16 protein-coding genes are annotated in these 15,497 nt (G+C 46.9%); 6 read left to right on the top strand and 10 right to left on the bottom strand.

What is annotated here, in order from left to right; all coding sequences use genetic code 11:
* Window positions 1–3 precede the first annotated feature (3 nt).
* From G8759_RS18080 to G8759_RS18090, 3 genes are all read right to left on the bottom strand, one after another.
* Window positions 4–783, bottom strand: coding sequence for a DUF4097 family beta strand repeat-containing protein (locus G8759_RS18080; RefSeq protein WP_167210380.1), 780 nt, complete (start codon window positions 781–783; stop codon window positions 4–6).
* A gap of 149 nt (window positions 784–932) precedes the next feature.
* Complete coding sequence (locus G8759_RS18085) at window positions 933–1,727, bottom strand: HEAT repeat domain-containing protein (protein WP_167210382.1); 795 nt, start codon at window positions 1,725–1,727, stop codon at window positions 933–935.
* Entirely contained in the window at window positions 1,711–2,229 is a 519-nt protein-coding gene (locus tag G8759_RS18090) for an RNA polymerase sigma factor (protein ID WP_167219070.1), read from the bottom strand. The genes G8759_RS18085 and G8759_RS18090 overlap by 17 nt, the downstream gene beginning before the upstream one ends.
* Window positions 2,230–2,443: 214 nt before the next feature.
* Here G8759_RS18090 and G8759_RS18095 point away from each other — a divergent pair, with 214 nt between their 5' ends.
* Together G8759_RS18095 and G8759_RS18100 are read left to right on the top strand one after the other, a co-directional pair.
* On the top strand, window positions 2,444–3,001 hold the full coding sequence (locus tag G8759_RS18095) for a TetR/AcrR family transcriptional regulator (protein WP_167210384.1): 558 nt from the start codon (window positions 2,444–2,446) through the stop codon (window positions 2,999–3,001).
* Window positions 3,002–3,074: 73 nt separating this feature from the next.
* Window positions 3,075–4,502 carry an MFS transporter gene (locus G8759_RS18100; RefSeq protein ID WP_167210386.1) on the top strand — a complete coding sequence of 476 codons (1,428 nt, stop codon included), beginning with the start codon at window positions 3,075–3,077 and terminating at the stop codon, window positions 4,500–4,502.
* A gap of 36 nt (window positions 4,503–4,538) precedes the next feature.
* Here G8759_RS18100 and G8759_RS18105 read toward each other — a convergent pair whose 3' ends face one another.
* From G8759_RS18105 to G8759_RS18120, 4 genes are all read right to left on the bottom strand, one after another.
* On the bottom strand, window positions 4,539–5,837 hold the full coding sequence (locus tag G8759_RS18105) for an amidohydrolase (protein ID WP_167210388.1): 1,299 nt from the start codon (window positions 5,835–5,837) through the stop codon (window positions 4,539–4,541).
* Between the two features lie 62 nt (window positions 5,838–5,899).
* On the bottom strand, window positions 5,900–7,081 hold the full coding sequence (locus tag G8759_RS18110; RefSeq protein ID WP_167210390.1) for a cystathionine gamma-synthase family protein: 1,182 nt from the start codon (window positions 7,079–7,081) through the stop codon (window positions 5,900–5,902).
* Window positions 7,082–7,218: 137 nt separating this feature from the next.
* Entirely contained in the window at window positions 7,219–8,331 is a 1,113-nt protein-coding gene (locus G8759_RS18115) for a pyridoxal phosphate-dependent aminotransferase (protein WP_167210392.1), read from the bottom strand.
* A 97-nt stretch (window positions 8,332–8,428) separates the two neighbouring features.
* Window positions 8,429–8,920: a lipocalin/fatty acid-binding family protein gene (locus tag G8759_RS18120; RefSeq protein WP_167210394.1), complete on the bottom strand. Its 492-nt coding sequence runs from the start codon at window positions 8,918–8,920 to the stop codon at window positions 8,429–8,431.
* Between the two features lie 123 nt (window positions 8,921–9,043).
* On the opposite strand from G8759_RS18120, the gene G8759_RS18125 reads away from it, so the two are divergent.
* From G8759_RS18125 to G8759_RS18140, 4 genes are all read left to right on the top strand, one after another.
* On the top strand, window positions 9,044–9,940 hold the full coding sequence (locus tag G8759_RS18125; protein ID WP_232073858.1) for an AraC family transcriptional regulator: 897 nt from the start codon (window positions 9,044–9,046) through the stop codon (window positions 9,938–9,940).
* 71 nt (window positions 9,941–10,011) lie between these two features.
* Window positions 10,012–10,431, top strand: coding sequence for an ester cyclase (locus tag G8759_RS18130; RefSeq protein WP_167210396.1), 420 nt, complete (start codon window positions 10,012–10,014; stop codon window positions 10,429–10,431).
* Window positions 10,432–10,441: 10 nt separating this feature from the next.
* The gene (locus G8759_RS18135; protein WP_167210398.1) at window positions 10,442–11,164 is read left to right on the top strand and encodes an SDR family oxidoreductase; all 723 of its coding nucleotides are present in this window, start codon (window positions 10,442–10,444) and stop codon (window positions 11,162–11,164) included.
* Window positions 11,165–11,191: 27 nt separating this feature from the next.
* Window positions 11,192–11,536 carry a YciI family protein gene (locus G8759_RS18140; protein ID WP_167210400.1) on the top strand — a complete coding sequence of 115 codons (345 nt, stop codon included), beginning with the start codon at window positions 11,192–11,194 and terminating at the stop codon, window positions 11,534–11,536.
* A 119-nt stretch (window positions 11,537–11,655) separates the two neighbouring features.
* On the opposite strand, the gene G8759_RS18145 is transcribed toward G8759_RS18140, so the two are convergent.
* From G8759_RS18145 to G8759_RS18155, 3 genes are all read right to left on the bottom strand, one after another.
* Entirely contained in the window at window positions 11,656–12,882 is a 1,227-nt protein-coding gene (locus tag G8759_RS18145; protein ID WP_167210402.1) for a DUF5009 domain-containing protein, read from the bottom strand.
* Between the two features lie 10 nt (window positions 12,883–12,892).
* A complete protein-coding gene (locus G8759_RS18150; RefSeq protein WP_167210404.1) occupies window positions 12,893–14,005 on the bottom strand; it encodes a family 20 glycosylhydrolase in 1,113 nt (370 codons plus the stop codon).
* Between the two features lie 88 nt (window positions 14,006–14,093).
* On the bottom strand, window positions 14,094–15,431 hold the full coding sequence (locus G8759_RS18155; protein WP_167210407.1) for a DEAD/DEAH box helicase: 1,338 nt from the start codon (window positions 15,429–15,431) through the stop codon (window positions 14,094–14,096).
* Window positions 15,432–15,497: the final 66 nt, after the last annotated feature.

Below are 15,497 nucleotides of genomic sequence, written 5' to 3' on the forward strand. Positions count from 1 at the left end.
CAATCACTTTTGCTTACGGATGTAGATATTACTGCTGATCGTTTTGAGTTGCATCTCAACACCACCACCATTGGTCGTTCCTTCGATGTTCTGGCCACCGCCTACTTTCGACATACCATCTTTCGTACTTTTAGTGCCCAGATCGAAGTCGGTATACATTTCGCCACTGATTGACCGAAGCTGCATATTAGCTTTAGAACTGGCGGGCAACGTGATATCGATCGGACCGCTGATGGTTGAAATGGCGGTGGGTTTTTCCTGGCTCAGCGCCGAAAAAACGACCTTTATTTCTCCGCTCGTTGTATTGGCAACCACAGGACCTGTTACATTCAGGAGGTCAATCTGAGCGTTGTTGGTCCGCACTTCAAGATCGCCATCCATATTACTGATCGTGATGCCAGCTCCCTGCCAGTTTGTCTGTTCAAAGAGAATAGCCACTTTTCGGGGTAGTCGAACGGTATATTTAACCGCCTTACGGGTCGCTTTCTCAATGCGCAGTCCCCCACTTTCTGGCGTAACGGCCAGGCCAATACCAGAGTTGTCGACTGCGCTATAATACAGTGGTTTTAAACCCTTGGCTCGCTCGGGTGGAGCTTCAAAGCCAGAAGTGGCCTGTATAATGACTTCATCACTGTTATGGCCTTCTATTTTGATATCGCCAGCCGACATTTCGATCGTAACCTTTCGATCTTTCGCATTGGCGAGTTTCGTTTTGTATTCCTGAGCGTGTACAGTAGTCATGCACCAGACAATACTGGCGCTCAGCAGGAGCAACTTTTTCATAATGAGATTTGAACGGGTTTTATTTATTAATCTTCAATTGGCAGTAGGCAGTCTTCAGTAGCCAGTTAGCGGTAGCCACTTAGAAGTGATCGGTATGTATTGTCGACTGCCCACTGCAAGCTGCCAACTGAATACTATCCACTATTTACTCAGGAAGCCGATCGGCCGGTTTGATTCAATCTAGTTATTCCTTCTTCTGCTCGGGTTCGCACAATGTCCAGTACATCCTGGTTCTGAACCAGTCGCTGAATTTCGTCCACCGCTCGTTTTTCTTTGATCGAAACGAGTACGTCGATTAGGGTCAGTTGAACATTCGGATCTGTCTGGATCTTAAGCGATTGGATCAGCGCTTCCCGTACCCCCGGCTCGTTTTCAAAGCGAGTCAGTGCCTGGCAGGCCGCCAGCCTTACATTCACATTGGCGTCGAAATTCAGCGTGTTTATGAGCAGTTGAGTAATGTCGCGATCAACCTGTGTCAGTTCGTAGCTTTGATTAACCGCCTGAATCCGTTCGCTGGCCGATGTTTTGGGCATTTCGCCAAAAGCCAGCACTTTCTTCATCTCGCTGGCTGGCGTCTGGTCACCATTGGCTGATGCAACCGCTTCCGTATCTGCCTGGCCCGAATGCCACTGATTGTAGAACCGGCCACCAACGAAGCCAACGATGAGTAAAGCGATACTGGCGGCTAATCGTACGAACCAGGACGTCAGGCTACGAATACGACCCGGTTCGGGTGCACTCAGCTTAGCTGCCAGTTTGCTGGTAAAGGCGGCCGATGGATGCTGTGTCCGGGCATCGGCAAAATAACGAAACTGAGCCGCGTGGCTTAGCAGGTGTGCCGGAATCGTATCCTGCTGAAAAAACTGTTTTAATTGTTTTTCTTCAGCAAGCGTAGTTTCGCCTTCGTAGTATTTTTCGAGCAGTGTTTCAATGTCCAGCTTCATAATCATTGGCTTTTAGGTAACTGTCGCGCAGACGTTGGCGGGCCCGTGACAGAATTACACGAATATTGTTGACGCTAAGACCAGTCAGTTGTTCGATCTCCTCAAATGAATATTCCTCTACGTCCCGTAAATGAAGAATGAACTTCTGCTGCTCAGGTAACTCATTCATCAGACGTTTAATCAGTACTGCGCTATCAGCCAGTTCAGTCTGTCGGTAGGGAGAAACAGTCTCTGCCTGAACAGTCTGCAAACTGGAGTCGTCGGTCATTTTCTGTCTGGCGGGCGATTTTAACCGATCCAGACATAAGTTTTTAGTCATCTGCACAGCCAATGCTTCAACACTATGGTAGGCATCTAACTGTTGCCGGTTTGTCCAGAGCCGTAGCAAAACGTCCTGCATGGCGTCCTCTGCTTCTTCACGATTGCGCAGAAACATACTCGCCAGCCGAAAAAGGCGACCCTGTACAGGCAGTATCCGTTGCTTAAAGGCTTGTAAGTCCATTTCAATGACAAAGACGAGCGAAGCGGACAAACATTACAGTGATTAGTGATTTTTTTTTCGAAGTACCACAAATTAATTGTTGAGGATACCCATTCGTAGAGATACAGCAGCGCAATTTCCTCGTATTGTGCTGCTATAGGATCTATGCTATTTTAGAATTAAAGAAAAAAATAGACAGACTTGTCTATTTAAAATAATGGAATACATTTGTGTCATGAAAGAGTCAGTGGTAAAAGACCGGATAATTGACGTAGCCTCCAGGCTTTTTTATGAGCAGGGGTATAACCTCACGGGGATCAATCAAATTATTGATGAAGCGGAAATTGCCAGAGCGTCGCTTTACAATCATTTTGACTCCAAAACGGCATTGCTACTGGCATATCTTGAGAAAGCTGAACGAATCTGGTTTGCCCAGCTTGACGCATTTTTAGAACCGATCGCTGATCCGAAAGAGAAATTACTGGGCTTATTCGATCATCGTATCGGGCGACAGCAAAAGTCGGGCTTTGGCGGGTGCCAGTTTATCAAGATCAGTGCCGAAGTGAGTCGGACAGAAACCAGTGTACTTGAAGTAGTTAAAGCTCAGAAGGAACGCCTGAAGGACTATATTAGCCACCTTGTGAAGCAGATAAATCATGAACATCTGCTAACTGATGAGCAGCTTACAGATATGGTATTTTTGTTGCTGGAAGGTGGCGCTACAACTGGTGCCATTACGAAAAACTCTTCAGGTCTGGTTAGTGGAAGAGCTATTGTAGAAAAATTCCTTTAATTAGTCGGGTCAATCGAACGCTGTAGAAGTGTCCTATTTTTTTATCAAATATAGACAGAACGGTCTATTCAATATGGAAAAACAAAAGTCAAAATGGATCGCGCTTGCGGTGGTTTTATTAGCGCCATTGCTTTCTGTCATCGATGTGTTTATTGTGAATGTGGCCATTCCAGCCGTTAAAGCTGGCGTTCGGGCAACGGATGCACAGGTGCAATTGGTCATTGCAGGTTATCTGCTTGGTTATGCTTCATTTCTGATTACGGGTGGAAGAGCGGGCGACCTGTTTGGCCGCAAAAAAGTATTTATGTGGGGAATGGCCCTATTTACACTCACATCCTGTTTGTGCGGACTGGCCCAGTCGCCCCTTCAGCTCAACCTGGCCCGGTTTTCCCAGGGAATTAGTGCAGCCTTCATGGTTCCACAAACCATCTCTTATATTCAGGTACTTTTTGCCCAGCCTACGGAGCGAACCAAAGCCGTTGGTCTTTTCGGTCTTACACTCGGTATCGCTTCGATTACGGGCCAGTTTTTAGGGGGTTACTTCTCCGAAAGTCACTTTGCCATTGCTGGCTGGCGATTGATCTTTTTTATCAACTTACCCATTGGCCTGCTTGCGCTACTGGCCGCAACGATCTATCTGCCCGAAACCGCGAGTAATCGTACTCAGTCGTTTGATTATGCTGGCACCGGTATACTGACTATTGCGCTTGTTTGTTTGATTTATCCACTCATTCAGGGTCGCGAAATGGGCTGGCCCTGGTGGACAATCTGTCAGCTGATTGCTTCCGGGGGTATTTTTTACTATTTCATTCAGCATCAGCGGAGCAAACTAAAAAAAGATCAGGCACCACTCATCAACATGGACCTCTTTCAGTTTCGGGATTTTAACATAGCGCTGTTCACTACCTTGTTCTTTTTCATGGTGCATACTTCTCATTTACTGATTAGTACATTGTACTTTCAGAACGGAATGGGTATTCCACCCTATCAGGCTGGGCTGAACTTCGTGTTATGGGGTCTGGGGTTCATGATTTCTTCTCTGCTATCGATCAGACTAGTCGTGCGGTGCGGGAAGGTCGTTTTACAAATGGGTGTGTTCCTGATGCTGATCATGCTGTTTCTGCAACTAAACCTGTTTACCCTGAATTTACCTCGCTGGACCCTTCTTCTGCTATTGATTCCCTATGGATTTGGGAGCGGTTTTGTATTGCCATCCCTGTTAAATATGGCACTTAAAAGTATCCCAATCCAGTTTGCCGGAGCCGCATCCGGAGTCTATTCTACCGTTCAGCAAACGGCTTCGGCTCTTGGGGTGAGTTTAATAGGCGGCCTGTTTTTTACGACATTACAGTCAAACCATGGCGGTGGTCATGGCTACCTGTATGCTTTTCAGACGGGGATTGTTGCTGATATTGTCTGTCTGCTTTTGGTCAGCTACTTGCTTTACAGATTACCAGATGCAACAAGGCAGTCTAAGGCCGTGATCCTCCCTGCCGAGTAAGTGCAGGTTGAGGATTACCTGAAAGTCCTAATTGCATTATTTTTTAACTTTTTGCTCCATATAATCCACAGTTAGGTGGCAAAGGGCTTTTACGCCCAGATCGAAGCTAGTTTCGTCAATCTGAAAATTGGGAGAGTGGTGAGCTACCTGATTTGATTTAACACCTTTGGGCCGGGCACCGGTACTAAAAAAGAAACCCGGAATCTTCTGCGCAAAATAAGCAAAGTCCTCTGAACCCATACCCGACGGAACCAGCACCACGTTGGATGTACCGGCCAATGCCTGTAACGTCGGAACCATCGCTGCCGTCAGTTCTTTATTGTTAACCAGCATGGCATCCTCCATACTAATGCTAACTTCGGCAGTAGCGCCCGCACTTTCGGCAATATTTGTTACAACTTCCCTGATCCGTCGATACATGGTATTTCGCATGGTAGTGTCGAGGGTGCGAAGAGTGCCAATCATGGTTGCTTCTTCGGGAATAATATTTTCCCGATTTCCGGCATGAAAGGCACCGATTGTGAGTACGGCTGCATGTTCGGTGAGCATTAAATTTCGGCTTACGATCGTTTGTAAACCCATCACAATTTGGGCACCCGTAACGATCGGATCGACGCCGGTCCAGGGAGCTGCGCCGTGGCTTTGTTTGCCACGTACCGTTATTCGGAAGATGTCATTTTCGGCGCTGACGCTGCCAGGGCGGTAGGTGAAGGAACCGAGCTCAGTTCCGGATGAAATGTGCTGTCCGAAAATGACGTCTACTTTCGGATTCTCAAGCACTCCTTCCTTCACCATTAACTTGGCTCCTCCTTCTTCGCCGGATGGAGGGCCTTCTTCGCAGGGTTGAAAGATAAACTTGACCGTGCCGTGCAATTCACTTCGTACGGATGACAGTACTTCGGCTGCACCCATCAGCATGGCAACGTGGGAGTCGTGACCGCAGGCATGCATGACACCCGTAGTTTTCCCATTATAATCTGTTGTAACCGTCGATTTAAAGGATAGATCATTTCGTTCGGTGATCGGAAGTGCATCCATATCAGCCCGTAAGGCAACAACAGGTCCTGTCGCATTCCCTCTGAGCAGGCCAACGACACCTGTTTTTCCAACGCCGGTTTGCACCTCAATGCCGAGTGACTTCAAATGTGCGGCTACTTTAGCTGCCGTTTGCACCTCACGGTTGCCTAACTCGGGATGCTGATGAATGTCTCGTCGCCAGTCAATTACCTTTGCCGTCAGCGCTTCGGCTGCTTTATCCATTCGGGCCAGTAAAGCGGCAGTGTTCGGATTGCGAGGAGGCTGAATGACTTGTGCCGAACTGATAACGGATAGCATAAGTACTGCTAACAGGCATCCCACCAAAGATCGATAGAAATGATACATGGGTGCATAGTTGGTTATAGAGAGGCCAAGGCATTGTCTAAATCACCGATCAGATCTTCTACGTTTTCGATACCGACCGAATACCGGATCAGACTTTCAGGAATGCCCAGCAACAAGCGCTGCTCTTCCGTGAGTTCAACATGACTCGTGGTTCTCGGAGGGCCCGCTAATGTACTGACTGAGCCCAGACTGGCTGCCAGATGCACAAACTGGAGCTGTGGTAAAAATTTCCTGACATTCTCATACCCGCCAACCAGCGAGAAACTGAGTATGCCACCAAACCCCGACATCTGCGCTTTGGCAATGTCATGACCGGGATGTGATTCGAGGCCGGGGTAAAACACATCACTGACTTTCGGATGTGCCTTCAGATAGCGAGCTATAGTCAGTGCTGATGTGTTCTGGCGCTCAATTCGTAACTCCAGGGTTTTCATGCCACGGGCAATCATATAGGCCGGATCGGCTTGCAGGCTGGCCCCATTAATTTCCCGAAACTGGAAGACTTTCTCGACTAGTGCTTTGGTGCCGCACAAGATACCACCCATCGCATCGGAGTGGCCACCAAGAAATTTTGTGGCGCTATGAATGACCAGATCAGCACCCAATGCCAAAGGATTTTGGTTGATCGGGGTCGCAAATGTGTTATCGACAACGGTAATGGCACCTACTTTTTTGGCCGCGGCCGACAGCCGTTTTATATCGACAACCTTGAGTGTGGGATTTGTCGGTGTTTCCAGATAAAGTACATCACAACCTTTGGCAATTTCGGCTTCTAGTTCGTCGAAGTCAGTTGTCCCACAAAGCGTAGCCTGTATTTGATATCGGGGAAGAAAGTCAAGAAAGAGTCGGCTGGCCCCACCGTACGTGTCCTTGATGGAAACCACTCGTTTGCCGGGAGCCAACAAAGCAAATAATGTGTTACTAATGGCACCCATACCGGTTGCAAAAGACGTAGCTGCTTCGGCTTTTTCCAGAATTCGGATTTTTTCTTCGAGTACATGTACGGTAGGGTTCGTATTTCGGCTATAGATATAGCCATCGGCCTTACCGGTTGCTACCTTATGCCACTCGTCCAGGTCATCATACGCAAAAGCAACACTATTGATAATTGGCGTTGTAACGGCTCCATTGGTAAACGGATCGGTCTCACCGGCCCATACTGATGCTGTACTTTTTTTGTACTTCGAAAAATCCATCCTAAGCGCTAGTTTTCAGGTTGTTATTAAGGAGAGTTGCAGAATACCATCTGAAAATATTTCGCAATTCTCCTTAATAATACGTAAAAAAGCCCGCCGGACATAGCCTGTCAACGGGTCGATAAGGGATTACCCGATCATTTTAGATGCTCAGCCAGACAACGGTCAACGTTATGTAAGCCAGTTCGCAGTTCATGGGCAGTGGGATAGCCAAACCCGATGCGCATGTAGATCATATCCTGTTCGAACCAATGGCCTGGTCCTACAAGGGTTTGATAATGAGTATACAGCGACTGGTAAAAGTCGTTCGTATTGATTGAGTAGCCTGCTTTTAAACGCGGAAAGCAAACGACACCGGCTGTTGGCTCTACCCACTCAAGATAAGGTGTTTCGGAGAAGAATTGGCGTGTAATGTTAAAATTGGTACGGATGCGCTGATGCGTTTCTCTGAGCCGATTGGCCTGATTTTGTAAAATATTCAGCGCAATTTGTTCATCTACAACCGAATTAGTGATCAAGATCTGCTCTTTTGCTGCCAGAAACTGGTGCATTAATGCAGCATCGCGGCAAATGATCCAGCCAATGCGAATGCCCGGCACGCCAAACGCCTTCGAGAGTGAACTGACCGAAATGACGTTTCTGCTTTTTTCGGCCAGATAGGGGAGAAGCGGGGTCTGGAAATTCAGATAGCGGTAAGTTTCGTCAACAAGAAGATAACAGTTATGCGCTTCTGCCAGGTTAATCAGTTCATTCAGAATATTTTCTGGAACAACGGTACCCGTTGGGTTATGCGGATTGGTAATACTGATGAGTCGGGTATTAGGCTGAATAGCGCGTCGGATATGATCCACATTCAGGGCAAAGCGCTCGTCAAACGTCAGTTCGACAATACTCATCGCGCAGTTGATAGCCCTGGGTGTTTCGAGATTGGTTCCGTAATTGGGACGAACGACTATTAAATGGTCTTTTTCGCTGAGTAGCGTGGTGGCAATAATAAACAAAGCCGTAGCGGCACCGCTGCAAACCAGCACATCGTCTGATTGAAGAAGTGGGCTCTCGCTGGCAATACAATCGAGTAGTTCAGGATGCCCCCGGTGATGGCCATAACACAACAGCAAATCATCCAGCCGGAGGTTCAGATCACTTAGTTGAATATCCCGAACAGAGCTTTCGGCCAGGTTGTAGTGGATGGCTGAATAGCCTATTTCTTCCGGCGATTCGATTTCAATTGGCATCCTTGTGTACTTCATTCGGGTAGCGGTGTTAGTGAAAATAAAGTCACGATTCGGTGCTGGCTACGTGTGAGAAGTGTCTTTGATTTTGCCCAGTTATCAGTCAAATTTTCAGTCACTTATTGGATAGCTCGCGCATAGTGATCAGGTGTTTGGCCAGCAGCGGATTATCGGCCATCAACGATTTGATATGATTGAGCGTTTTTTCGGGAAGTTGTTGAGGTGTCCGACTAATAATATCGACCCCTTCCGACGTAAAAAGAGTTCTTGAAAACCAGATAACTGCCCATTGCCCATTGGGATCCTGCAGAACAATCTGCCACTTGCTGCGTAGTAAACCTAAAACCCCTTTGCCACGCCATGTATAGGTTGACGAATCGTTTTTTGACTGATAATCGAAGCCTGTGAGTGTTTTGGTTTCTCCCTTTTTCTGGTACTTGACTTCATCCAGCAAAACAGTCGTTTCGGCTTTTATGTCGCTGACTGAATACGTGAAGGTAGGGTTGGTTTTGTCGCCTTTCAGCCACATTGGGAAGTTTGTACTGCAAATAAACCAGGTTCCAAGTAGTGTCTGGACGATAGGTGTTAAATAAAAAGGAGAAAGCATTGGCGATAATTTAGTAGAGAATGGTCTGTTTTAAGAAACTGTTCAGAGACGAGGTAGGTTTTCGAGTAAAGCAAAAGCCCTGTGTTCTTGCCTGATTCCAACTACCCTTGATCAGCTAAACGAATGATTGTTGCCCAGGAAAAAGATGTAGCGATCCCTACCTATTCACTACAGCAAAGTAGCAGTTTTGGCAATACAGTATTTGAGATCGTAGAATCCAACAACGAAATTCGTCGGCACCGGTCAAATTTTCTGGTGCCGCATCGTAAGGGCTATTATTTTTTGTGTCTGGTCCGGAAGGGCACGAGCCGCCACTGGGTTGATTTTGTGCCGTATACGCTCCAGTCCAATACAATCTATTTTTCGGTTCCACAACAAGTACAGGTTAAGGAAAAAGTCGAACCGATGGATGGAATAATTCTTTCGTTCACGGAGGAATACATTCAGATGGAAGAAAATCGGTCGCTCCGACAGCTCCCGATTATTCAGAATCCCGACAATGCACACGAAATGAAACTGACGCCGGAGAACCTGCAATTTCTGGACGATTTATTCGGTAAAATGCTGGTAGAGTTCAATACCGAGCGGAATTGGCGAAATAACATGCTGCACTCGTATGTCAATGTGCTGTTGATTTACCTGAGTCGTTTATATACGGAGCAGTTTCAGGCCGATCATAGCTCACCTGATCGTAGTTTATTGAAGCGATTCTGGTCCAGTATCGACAGCCATTTCGATACACTTCATCAAGTTGCCGACTATGCGAATCTGCTAAACTTAACACCCGGCCACCTCAACGATCGAATAAAACAACAAAGCGGAAAAACGGCTATTGAGCATATTCACGAAAGACTGGTGCTGGAAGCTAAACGCCGGTTGTTACATACCGACCTGTCGGCCAAAGAAATCGCCTGGCAACTGGGTTTCGAAGATGGAGCCTACTTCCACCGGTTCTTCAAACGCCTGACGGGCGAGACTCCGACTACCTTCCGGACAACGATCCGCGAAATGTACCATTGAAACCGTCATCCGGTCAATAACCGCGCCTGATCGAGCCTGTAGTTTTGTGACCTCAACAAGCACGAAATAGTATGAGCTTAGAATCTGAGCAAAACAAGGCCATTGTTACCCGTTTCAACAAGGAAGCGATTGAAGAAGGTCGCCTTGCCGTATTCGAGGAACTAATCGACACTACGTTTATCAATCACACTGCTCCCGCTGGGATGCCGTCGGGAAAAGATGGTGTCATTCGATTCATTATCGACGTATTGCGCCCGGCGTTCCCGGATTTGCGCGTCGAAATTTACGACCAGGTTGCCGAAGAGGATAAAGTCGTTACCCGGAAAGCGTTTCATGGCACCCATCTCGGCATGTTTATGGGCATTCCGGCTACAGGTAAAGCCATTGTTTTCCCAGTGATTGACATTATCCGATTGCAACAAGGGAAATACATCGAGCACTGGAGTATCCGAGATACCCACGCTGTTCTTCAACAACTCTCGCAACCTTAAACCAACTTTCATGAAAACTGTATTGATTACCGGTGCCAATAAAGGCATCGGGCTGGAAGCTGCAGCCGAATTAGTCCGTTTAGGGTATTTTGTTTATCTGGGCTGCCGAAATCTGACACTGGGCCAGGAAGCCATAAAAGAACTCCAGAAACGGGGTTTAACCAATCTGGCACTTATTGAGCTGGATGTGACCAAACCCGAATCCATCAAAAAAGCGGCTGAACAGGTTGCCGAAAAAAGCTCATCGCTGGATGGATTGATCAACAATGCCGGTATTTCAGGAGCGTTTCCGCAGGCTGCGTCGACAACACCCATTGAGATCATTCGGACTGTTTTTGACACAAATGTCTTTGGCGTAATTCAGGTAACGCAGGCGTTTCTACCCTTGCTCCGACAATCGGATGCGCCCCGAATCGTGAACGTAAGCAGTGATCTGGGGTCATTGGGCAACCATTCGAATCCGGATTATGAATTTTATGGCTTGAGTCCAGCTGCTTATACACCGTCAAAATCAGCCCTTAACGCGTATACCGTCATGCTGGCGAAGGAGTTGAGAGACACACCGTTTAAGGTCAATAGTGTCAATCCGGGCTATACAGCTACGGATTTCAATCACCATACTGGCTATAAACCAGTCGATCAGGCAGGTCGTTTTGTAGCCAGTTTTGCAGCACTGGATGCCGACGGACCCACCGGGCGATTTTTTAGCGAAACCGGAGAAACACCCTGGTAAACTTATTTCATAAACGATTTTAATCCAATGAAAACGTATCTTATCTTGATTCGTGAACCAGACGGTCGGTCAACAATTCCCTCGGCAGAGGAAACGCGTCAGCACCAGCTTGACTGGAAAGCCTGGATCGGCAATTTATTGGAAAAAGACCACTGGAAAGGCGGAGCATCATTAACGCTGTCAGGCAAAGTGATGCGCCCAACTCATATAGGGCCTCAGGTTTCTGAAGGACTATATCAGGTAAACGGACAGGAAATCGTCGGTGGTTATTTACTTCTAAAAGCTACTGATTTTGACGAAGTGATTGGCTTGATAAAAACCTGCCCCGTTTTTGATGCGGATGGATTTGTTGAAATCCGGGAGACGATGTGAAGTTAAAGTAAATAATGAGTTTGTCGGTTCTTAAAATCAGGTTTGTAAAAAATGAGAAACTATTTCCCTCACCTGAATCAGGAGAGGGAAACGGGTAAGAAATTAATCATAAGGCATATTTACAACTTTAATTTTATTCTCATTTTACCTAAAACGGCTGTAATACCTATAGTCAGGAAAGCAAACAAAAGTGATTTTAGTAGCCCAACTAGGCCGGTTTTTAATGATTCAGGTAGCGAAATGTCGGCCAGACTGACGAAACTATAAAACAGATAAGGGATCAGGTAGCAGGTTAGCGTGCTGGTTCCGGCGGGTTTTATCACATCAAACCATTGTGCTTTTCCATTCAGATCAACCAGCCAATAGGTTATCGCGTAGACTATAAATGCGATACCGCAGCAAAGAAAAATCCAGGTAGGAGTAGCATGTATTTTTGAGATGATAAAGAAATTTCGGGCCAAGAAGCCTGCTCCGAGGAATAAGATACCAATTCCGGTATAAAGTATAGGTAACTGCTGTGTTTTATCTGTTTGCTGTGAACGTATCAAAAGAAGTGTGGCCAGAATACCGGCAAAGGCAAATGAATTGAATGCGCCATTGTCCGGAATCCAGGTGCGCGGACCATCAGGCCACACCGTGTGCAGCCATCCCGCATGGCCCGCTATGCTTAAAAGGGTGAAGAAAAACCAGGAAACAATCAGTAAAGGCGGCTGTTTGTAAAGAAATAAATAAAGGATCGAGCAGGTTAAATAGGTCCAGCCGATAAGGCCCAAAATGCCCCACCATTGTGGTACCATCCGGGCCAGATTCGTATCGGGGCCGCCTTTGAAAATAACGGCCAGGACTATCAACAGACAAACGCCCAGCAATTGCAGGCCGATGAAAACGATTTTCTGGATACCTTCCCGATTCGGATATTGATTCCAGATGAGAAAAAATCCGGTAACCATCAGAATCTGAAACCAATCCGAGCTCATGCCGGTCGCATTGGCATTCAGATCAGGCACATTGACCGTAAAGACACCCATCACCAGCAAGGCAAACGACCGAATGATAATGTGCTGAATGATTGCCGCACGCGAGTCCCCTTTGCTGAGACGCTGGCGGATGGAAAAAGGAATCGCCATGCCCAGAATGAACAGAAAGCAGGGAAAAACAGTGTCAGCAAAACCCAGAAAGTCCTGATCCGCATGAGCGTGTTCAAGCCAGACTGGTATGCCCGATAATGTTCCCAGATCATTTACAAAAATCATCGTCAACATGGTTAACGCCCGAAAAACATCAATGGAAAACACTCGTTTTAGCAGTAGATCTACTGTCGTGGATTGAGGTTGAGCAGATACCATGTTGTGGAAGTTATTGAGCCTCGTTTAGTCTTTTTATCTCATTGTACAGCGCTTTGAAGCAATTTGCCTGCGTATTGTTGCCTGCATCCGTATTCACTTTTACACCGTAAAATTCATCCAGAAACGGACCAGCACCCGACCAGACCGTTTGCATCATGCCCTGAAACCGTTCCTTCATTAAGGGTGTGACCGACTTTCGGAATTTGACCATATCCTGCGTCTGCGTGACGGCAAAATCTGGCTTTCGCCAGGGGCAGGTAATCACGCTGAGTCCTTTCGTGGCGAAGTAAACAGCCGTTAGGTCAGGGCGTTCATAGTGCCAGTCGCAGATCATCACGTCTTTTGGGATCAAATCGATTGCTCGGTACGTATTGTTAAAACTACCTTCCCACATGCCGATGCCGGTAGTTTTTCCGTCGATCAATCGGTCGCCCCAAATCCAGAGTTTACGGTTCGTTTTTGCCAGATGATTCCTGATTTCCGTAACCTCGCCAGCGAATAATTCGGCTTTGTCACGACCCGAACAGCGCGGACATTTATCGTCGCCTATAAAAAACACCTCGTCCATACCCGCATGAAACGCATCGGCCTCGAATACGTCACAGATTTCGTCAACCAGCTCAAAAACAACCTTATGAACGCCCGGATGCAAGGGACAGTAACTCTTGCAATAGAGCCCATCAGCATTTGGCCAGACGTATTTGTCAGGCATTTTGACGTGGGGTGTTTCGTCAAATTCAGGGTATACGCGAAGCAGGTTATGCGTTGTGCTGGCCCAGGACTGGTGGCCAAGTAAATTAATCTGGGGAATCAGACGGATATGGTTTTTCTGACAAACCTTCACCAGTTTTTTTACCTCTCGCTTCGACAAGGCAATACTGTCTCGAAGCTCGGGGTGGCTATCAAATTGATAATTAAAATCAACTCTCAAAATCAATGTATTGACTTGCCGGGGAGCCAATTCTTCGTCGATAAACTTGATGAATGTATCCAGTTGTTTAGGCTGTGGAGCCGCAATGCAAAATCCACGGACGGGTAAAAGACTATCTAGTTTCGATTGGGCGAAAGCGATTTGGGTAACGAAAATATAGGCAATAGCGATAATTACGAAAAGCTTGGTCATTTGCGATGAATGTGAGCGTTTATCAACGTCAGGAACAGTATCGAAAGACCAAACCCGTTCTATTCTATTCAACTGAGTACCTAGTTTTTTACCGCGCTACCTCAATTTTATACTTTTTGCCCTTCATTTTCTCCTGACTAATCAATGCTAATAACGCCTGAACTTTCTCCTGTTTAACGGCGGCAAATGAAATAAAATCTTTGACTTCAATGAGTCCTAAATCGCCTTTGTCCAGATGCCCTTTTTGGGAGAAAAAACCCACGATATCAATTTTGTTGAGTTTGTTTTTCTTGCCGCCACTGATATAAAGCGTTGCAAAGTCGGGTGGCCTGGGAAGAGTTGGTTCTCCAGGTTGTTTTTCGGTTGATAATCTAAACTCGTCAAGCGATGCATCCAGGTATGTTGGGCGAGGTTCATCGCGAAACAAAATCACATAGGCTGTTCCTGATGCGTGCATACGTGCCGTTCGCCCGTTACGATGCGTAAACTCGTGTTCCTGCAAGGGTAAGTGATAATGGATCACATACTTCATTTCCGGAATGTCGAGCCCACGAGCCGCTAAATCAGTCGTTACCAGATACCTGGTGCTTCCGTTTCTGAATTGAATCAATGCCCGTTCGCGGTCGATCTGCTCCATACCGCCATGATATACGAGCGAATGAATACCCCGCTCGGCCAGTAATTCGCTGGTGCGTTCGGCGGCATCCCGATGGTTACAGAAAATCAATGCCGCTTCTGAATTGAGGGAACAAAGCAGCTCAAATAAGGTGTCCAGTTTATCTTTCGATTCTGAATAGACAACTTGTATGGTTAAGCCTGATGACTCGTCGTTCTCAGCCGTGAATGTCAGTTTGGTTGGTGACTTGAGCCGGATAAAATCAGGTATAGTGATGCCCGACGTTGCCGAAACCAGCACGCGTTTCCGGAGGTTGCGTAACCCACCGATTATAAAGTCCATTTCGTCATGAAACCCGAGCGCCAACGACTTGTCGAACTCGTCGAGAACAAGTGTATGAATGCCTTCCAGCGAAAACGACCGGCGGGTAATGTGGTCCGCGATTCGGCCCGGCGTGCCAATCAGAAGGGCTGGCGGATTGCTCAGGTTCCTGATTTCAGTTTCTACAGGGTGACCACCGTAACAAACATTTACTTTATAACCCGTTGCCATTTTTTTCCAGACCTGCTCAATCTGCAAGGCCAACTCGCGGGAAGGAGCCAGAATGAGGCATTGTACAGTTTTCTGCTCAGGCCTGAGTAGCTGAAGAATAGGTAACAGAAAGCCGACGGTTTTTCCTGAACCGGTGGGGGCGATTAAAAACGTATCGTTATCTTGCCGGATCGCTTTTTGGGCGGCTTCCTGCATGGGGTTTAAAGCCGAAATACCCAGGTTTGTCAGGATCTGTGCTTGTTGCTGAGGGGTTATCATACTGTAAAAGTAGCCCAAAATGCGGGGGCTACTAAAGATTAGCCCTACCTTCGTAGTCTATTTGAC

This window comes from Spirosoma aureum (assembly GCF_011604685.1).
Classification (GTDB): domain Bacteria; phylum Bacteroidota; class Bacteroidia; order Cytophagales; family Spirosomataceae; genus Spirosoma; species Spirosoma aureum.

What these genes read in the sequence shown, in the direction of transcription:
- G8759_RS18080 (WP_167210380.1), bottom strand. Translation starts at nt 783, where the DNA reads ATGAAAAAGTTGCTCCTGCTGAGCGCCAGTATTGTCTGGTGCATGACT.
- G8759_RS18085 (WP_167210382.1), bottom strand. Translation starts at nt 1,727, where the DNA reads ATGAAGCTGGACATTGAAACACTGCTCGAAAAATACTACGAAGGCGAA.
- G8759_RS18090 (WP_167219070.1), bottom strand. Translation starts at nt 2,229, where the DNA reads ATGGACTTACAAGCCTTTAAGCAACGGATACTGCCTGTACAGGGTCGC.
- G8759_RS18095 (WP_167210384.1), top strand. Translation starts at nt 2,444, where the DNA reads ATGAAAGAGTCAGTGGTAAAAGACCGGATAATTGACGTAGCCTCCAGG.
- G8759_RS18100 (WP_167210386.1), top strand. Translation starts at nt 3,075, where the DNA reads ATGGAAAAACAAAAGTCAAAATGGATCGCGCTTGCGGTGGTTTTATTA.
- G8759_RS18105 (WP_167210388.1), bottom strand. Translation starts at nt 5,837, where the DNA reads ATGCTATCCGTTATCAGTTCGGCACAAGTCATTCAGCCTCCTCGCAAT.
- G8759_RS18110 (WP_167210390.1), bottom strand. Translation starts at nt 7,081, where the DNA reads ATGGATTTTTCGAAGTACAAAAAAAGTACAGCATCAGTATGGGCCGGT.
- G8759_RS18115 (WP_167210392.1), bottom strand. Translation starts at nt 8,331, where the DNA reads ATGAAGTACACAAGGATGCCAATTGAAATCGAATCGCCGGAAGAAATA.
- G8759_RS18120 (WP_167210394.1), bottom strand. Translation starts at nt 8,920, where the DNA reads ATGCTTTCTCCTTTTTATTTAACACCTATCGTCCAGACACTACTTGGA.
- G8759_RS18125 (WP_232073858.1), top strand. Translation starts at nt 9,044, where the DNA reads ATGATTGTTGCCCAGGAAAAAGATGTAGCGATCCCTACCTATTCACTA.
- G8759_RS18130 (WP_167210396.1), top strand. Translation starts at nt 10,012, where the DNA reads ATGAGCTTAGAATCTGAGCAAAACAAGGCCATTGTTACCCGTTTCAAC.
- G8759_RS18135 (WP_167210398.1), top strand. Translation starts at nt 10,442, where the DNA reads ATGAAAACTGTATTGATTACCGGTGCCAATAAAGGCATCGGGCTGGAA.
- G8759_RS18140 (WP_167210400.1), top strand. Translation starts at nt 11,192, where the DNA reads ATGAAAACGTATCTTATCTTGATTCGTGAACCAGACGGTCGGTCAACA.
- G8759_RS18145 (WP_167210402.1), bottom strand. Translation starts at nt 12,882, where the DNA reads ATGGTATCTGCTCAACCTCAATCCACGACAGTAGATCTACTGCTAAAA.
- G8759_RS18150 (WP_167210404.1), bottom strand. Translation starts at nt 14,005, where the DNA reads ATGACCAAGCTTTTCGTAATTATCGCTATTGCCTATATTTTCGTTACC.
- G8759_RS18155 (WP_167210407.1), bottom strand. Translation starts at nt 15,431, where the DNA reads ATGATAACCCCTCAGCAACAAGCACAGATCCTGACAAACCTGGGTATT.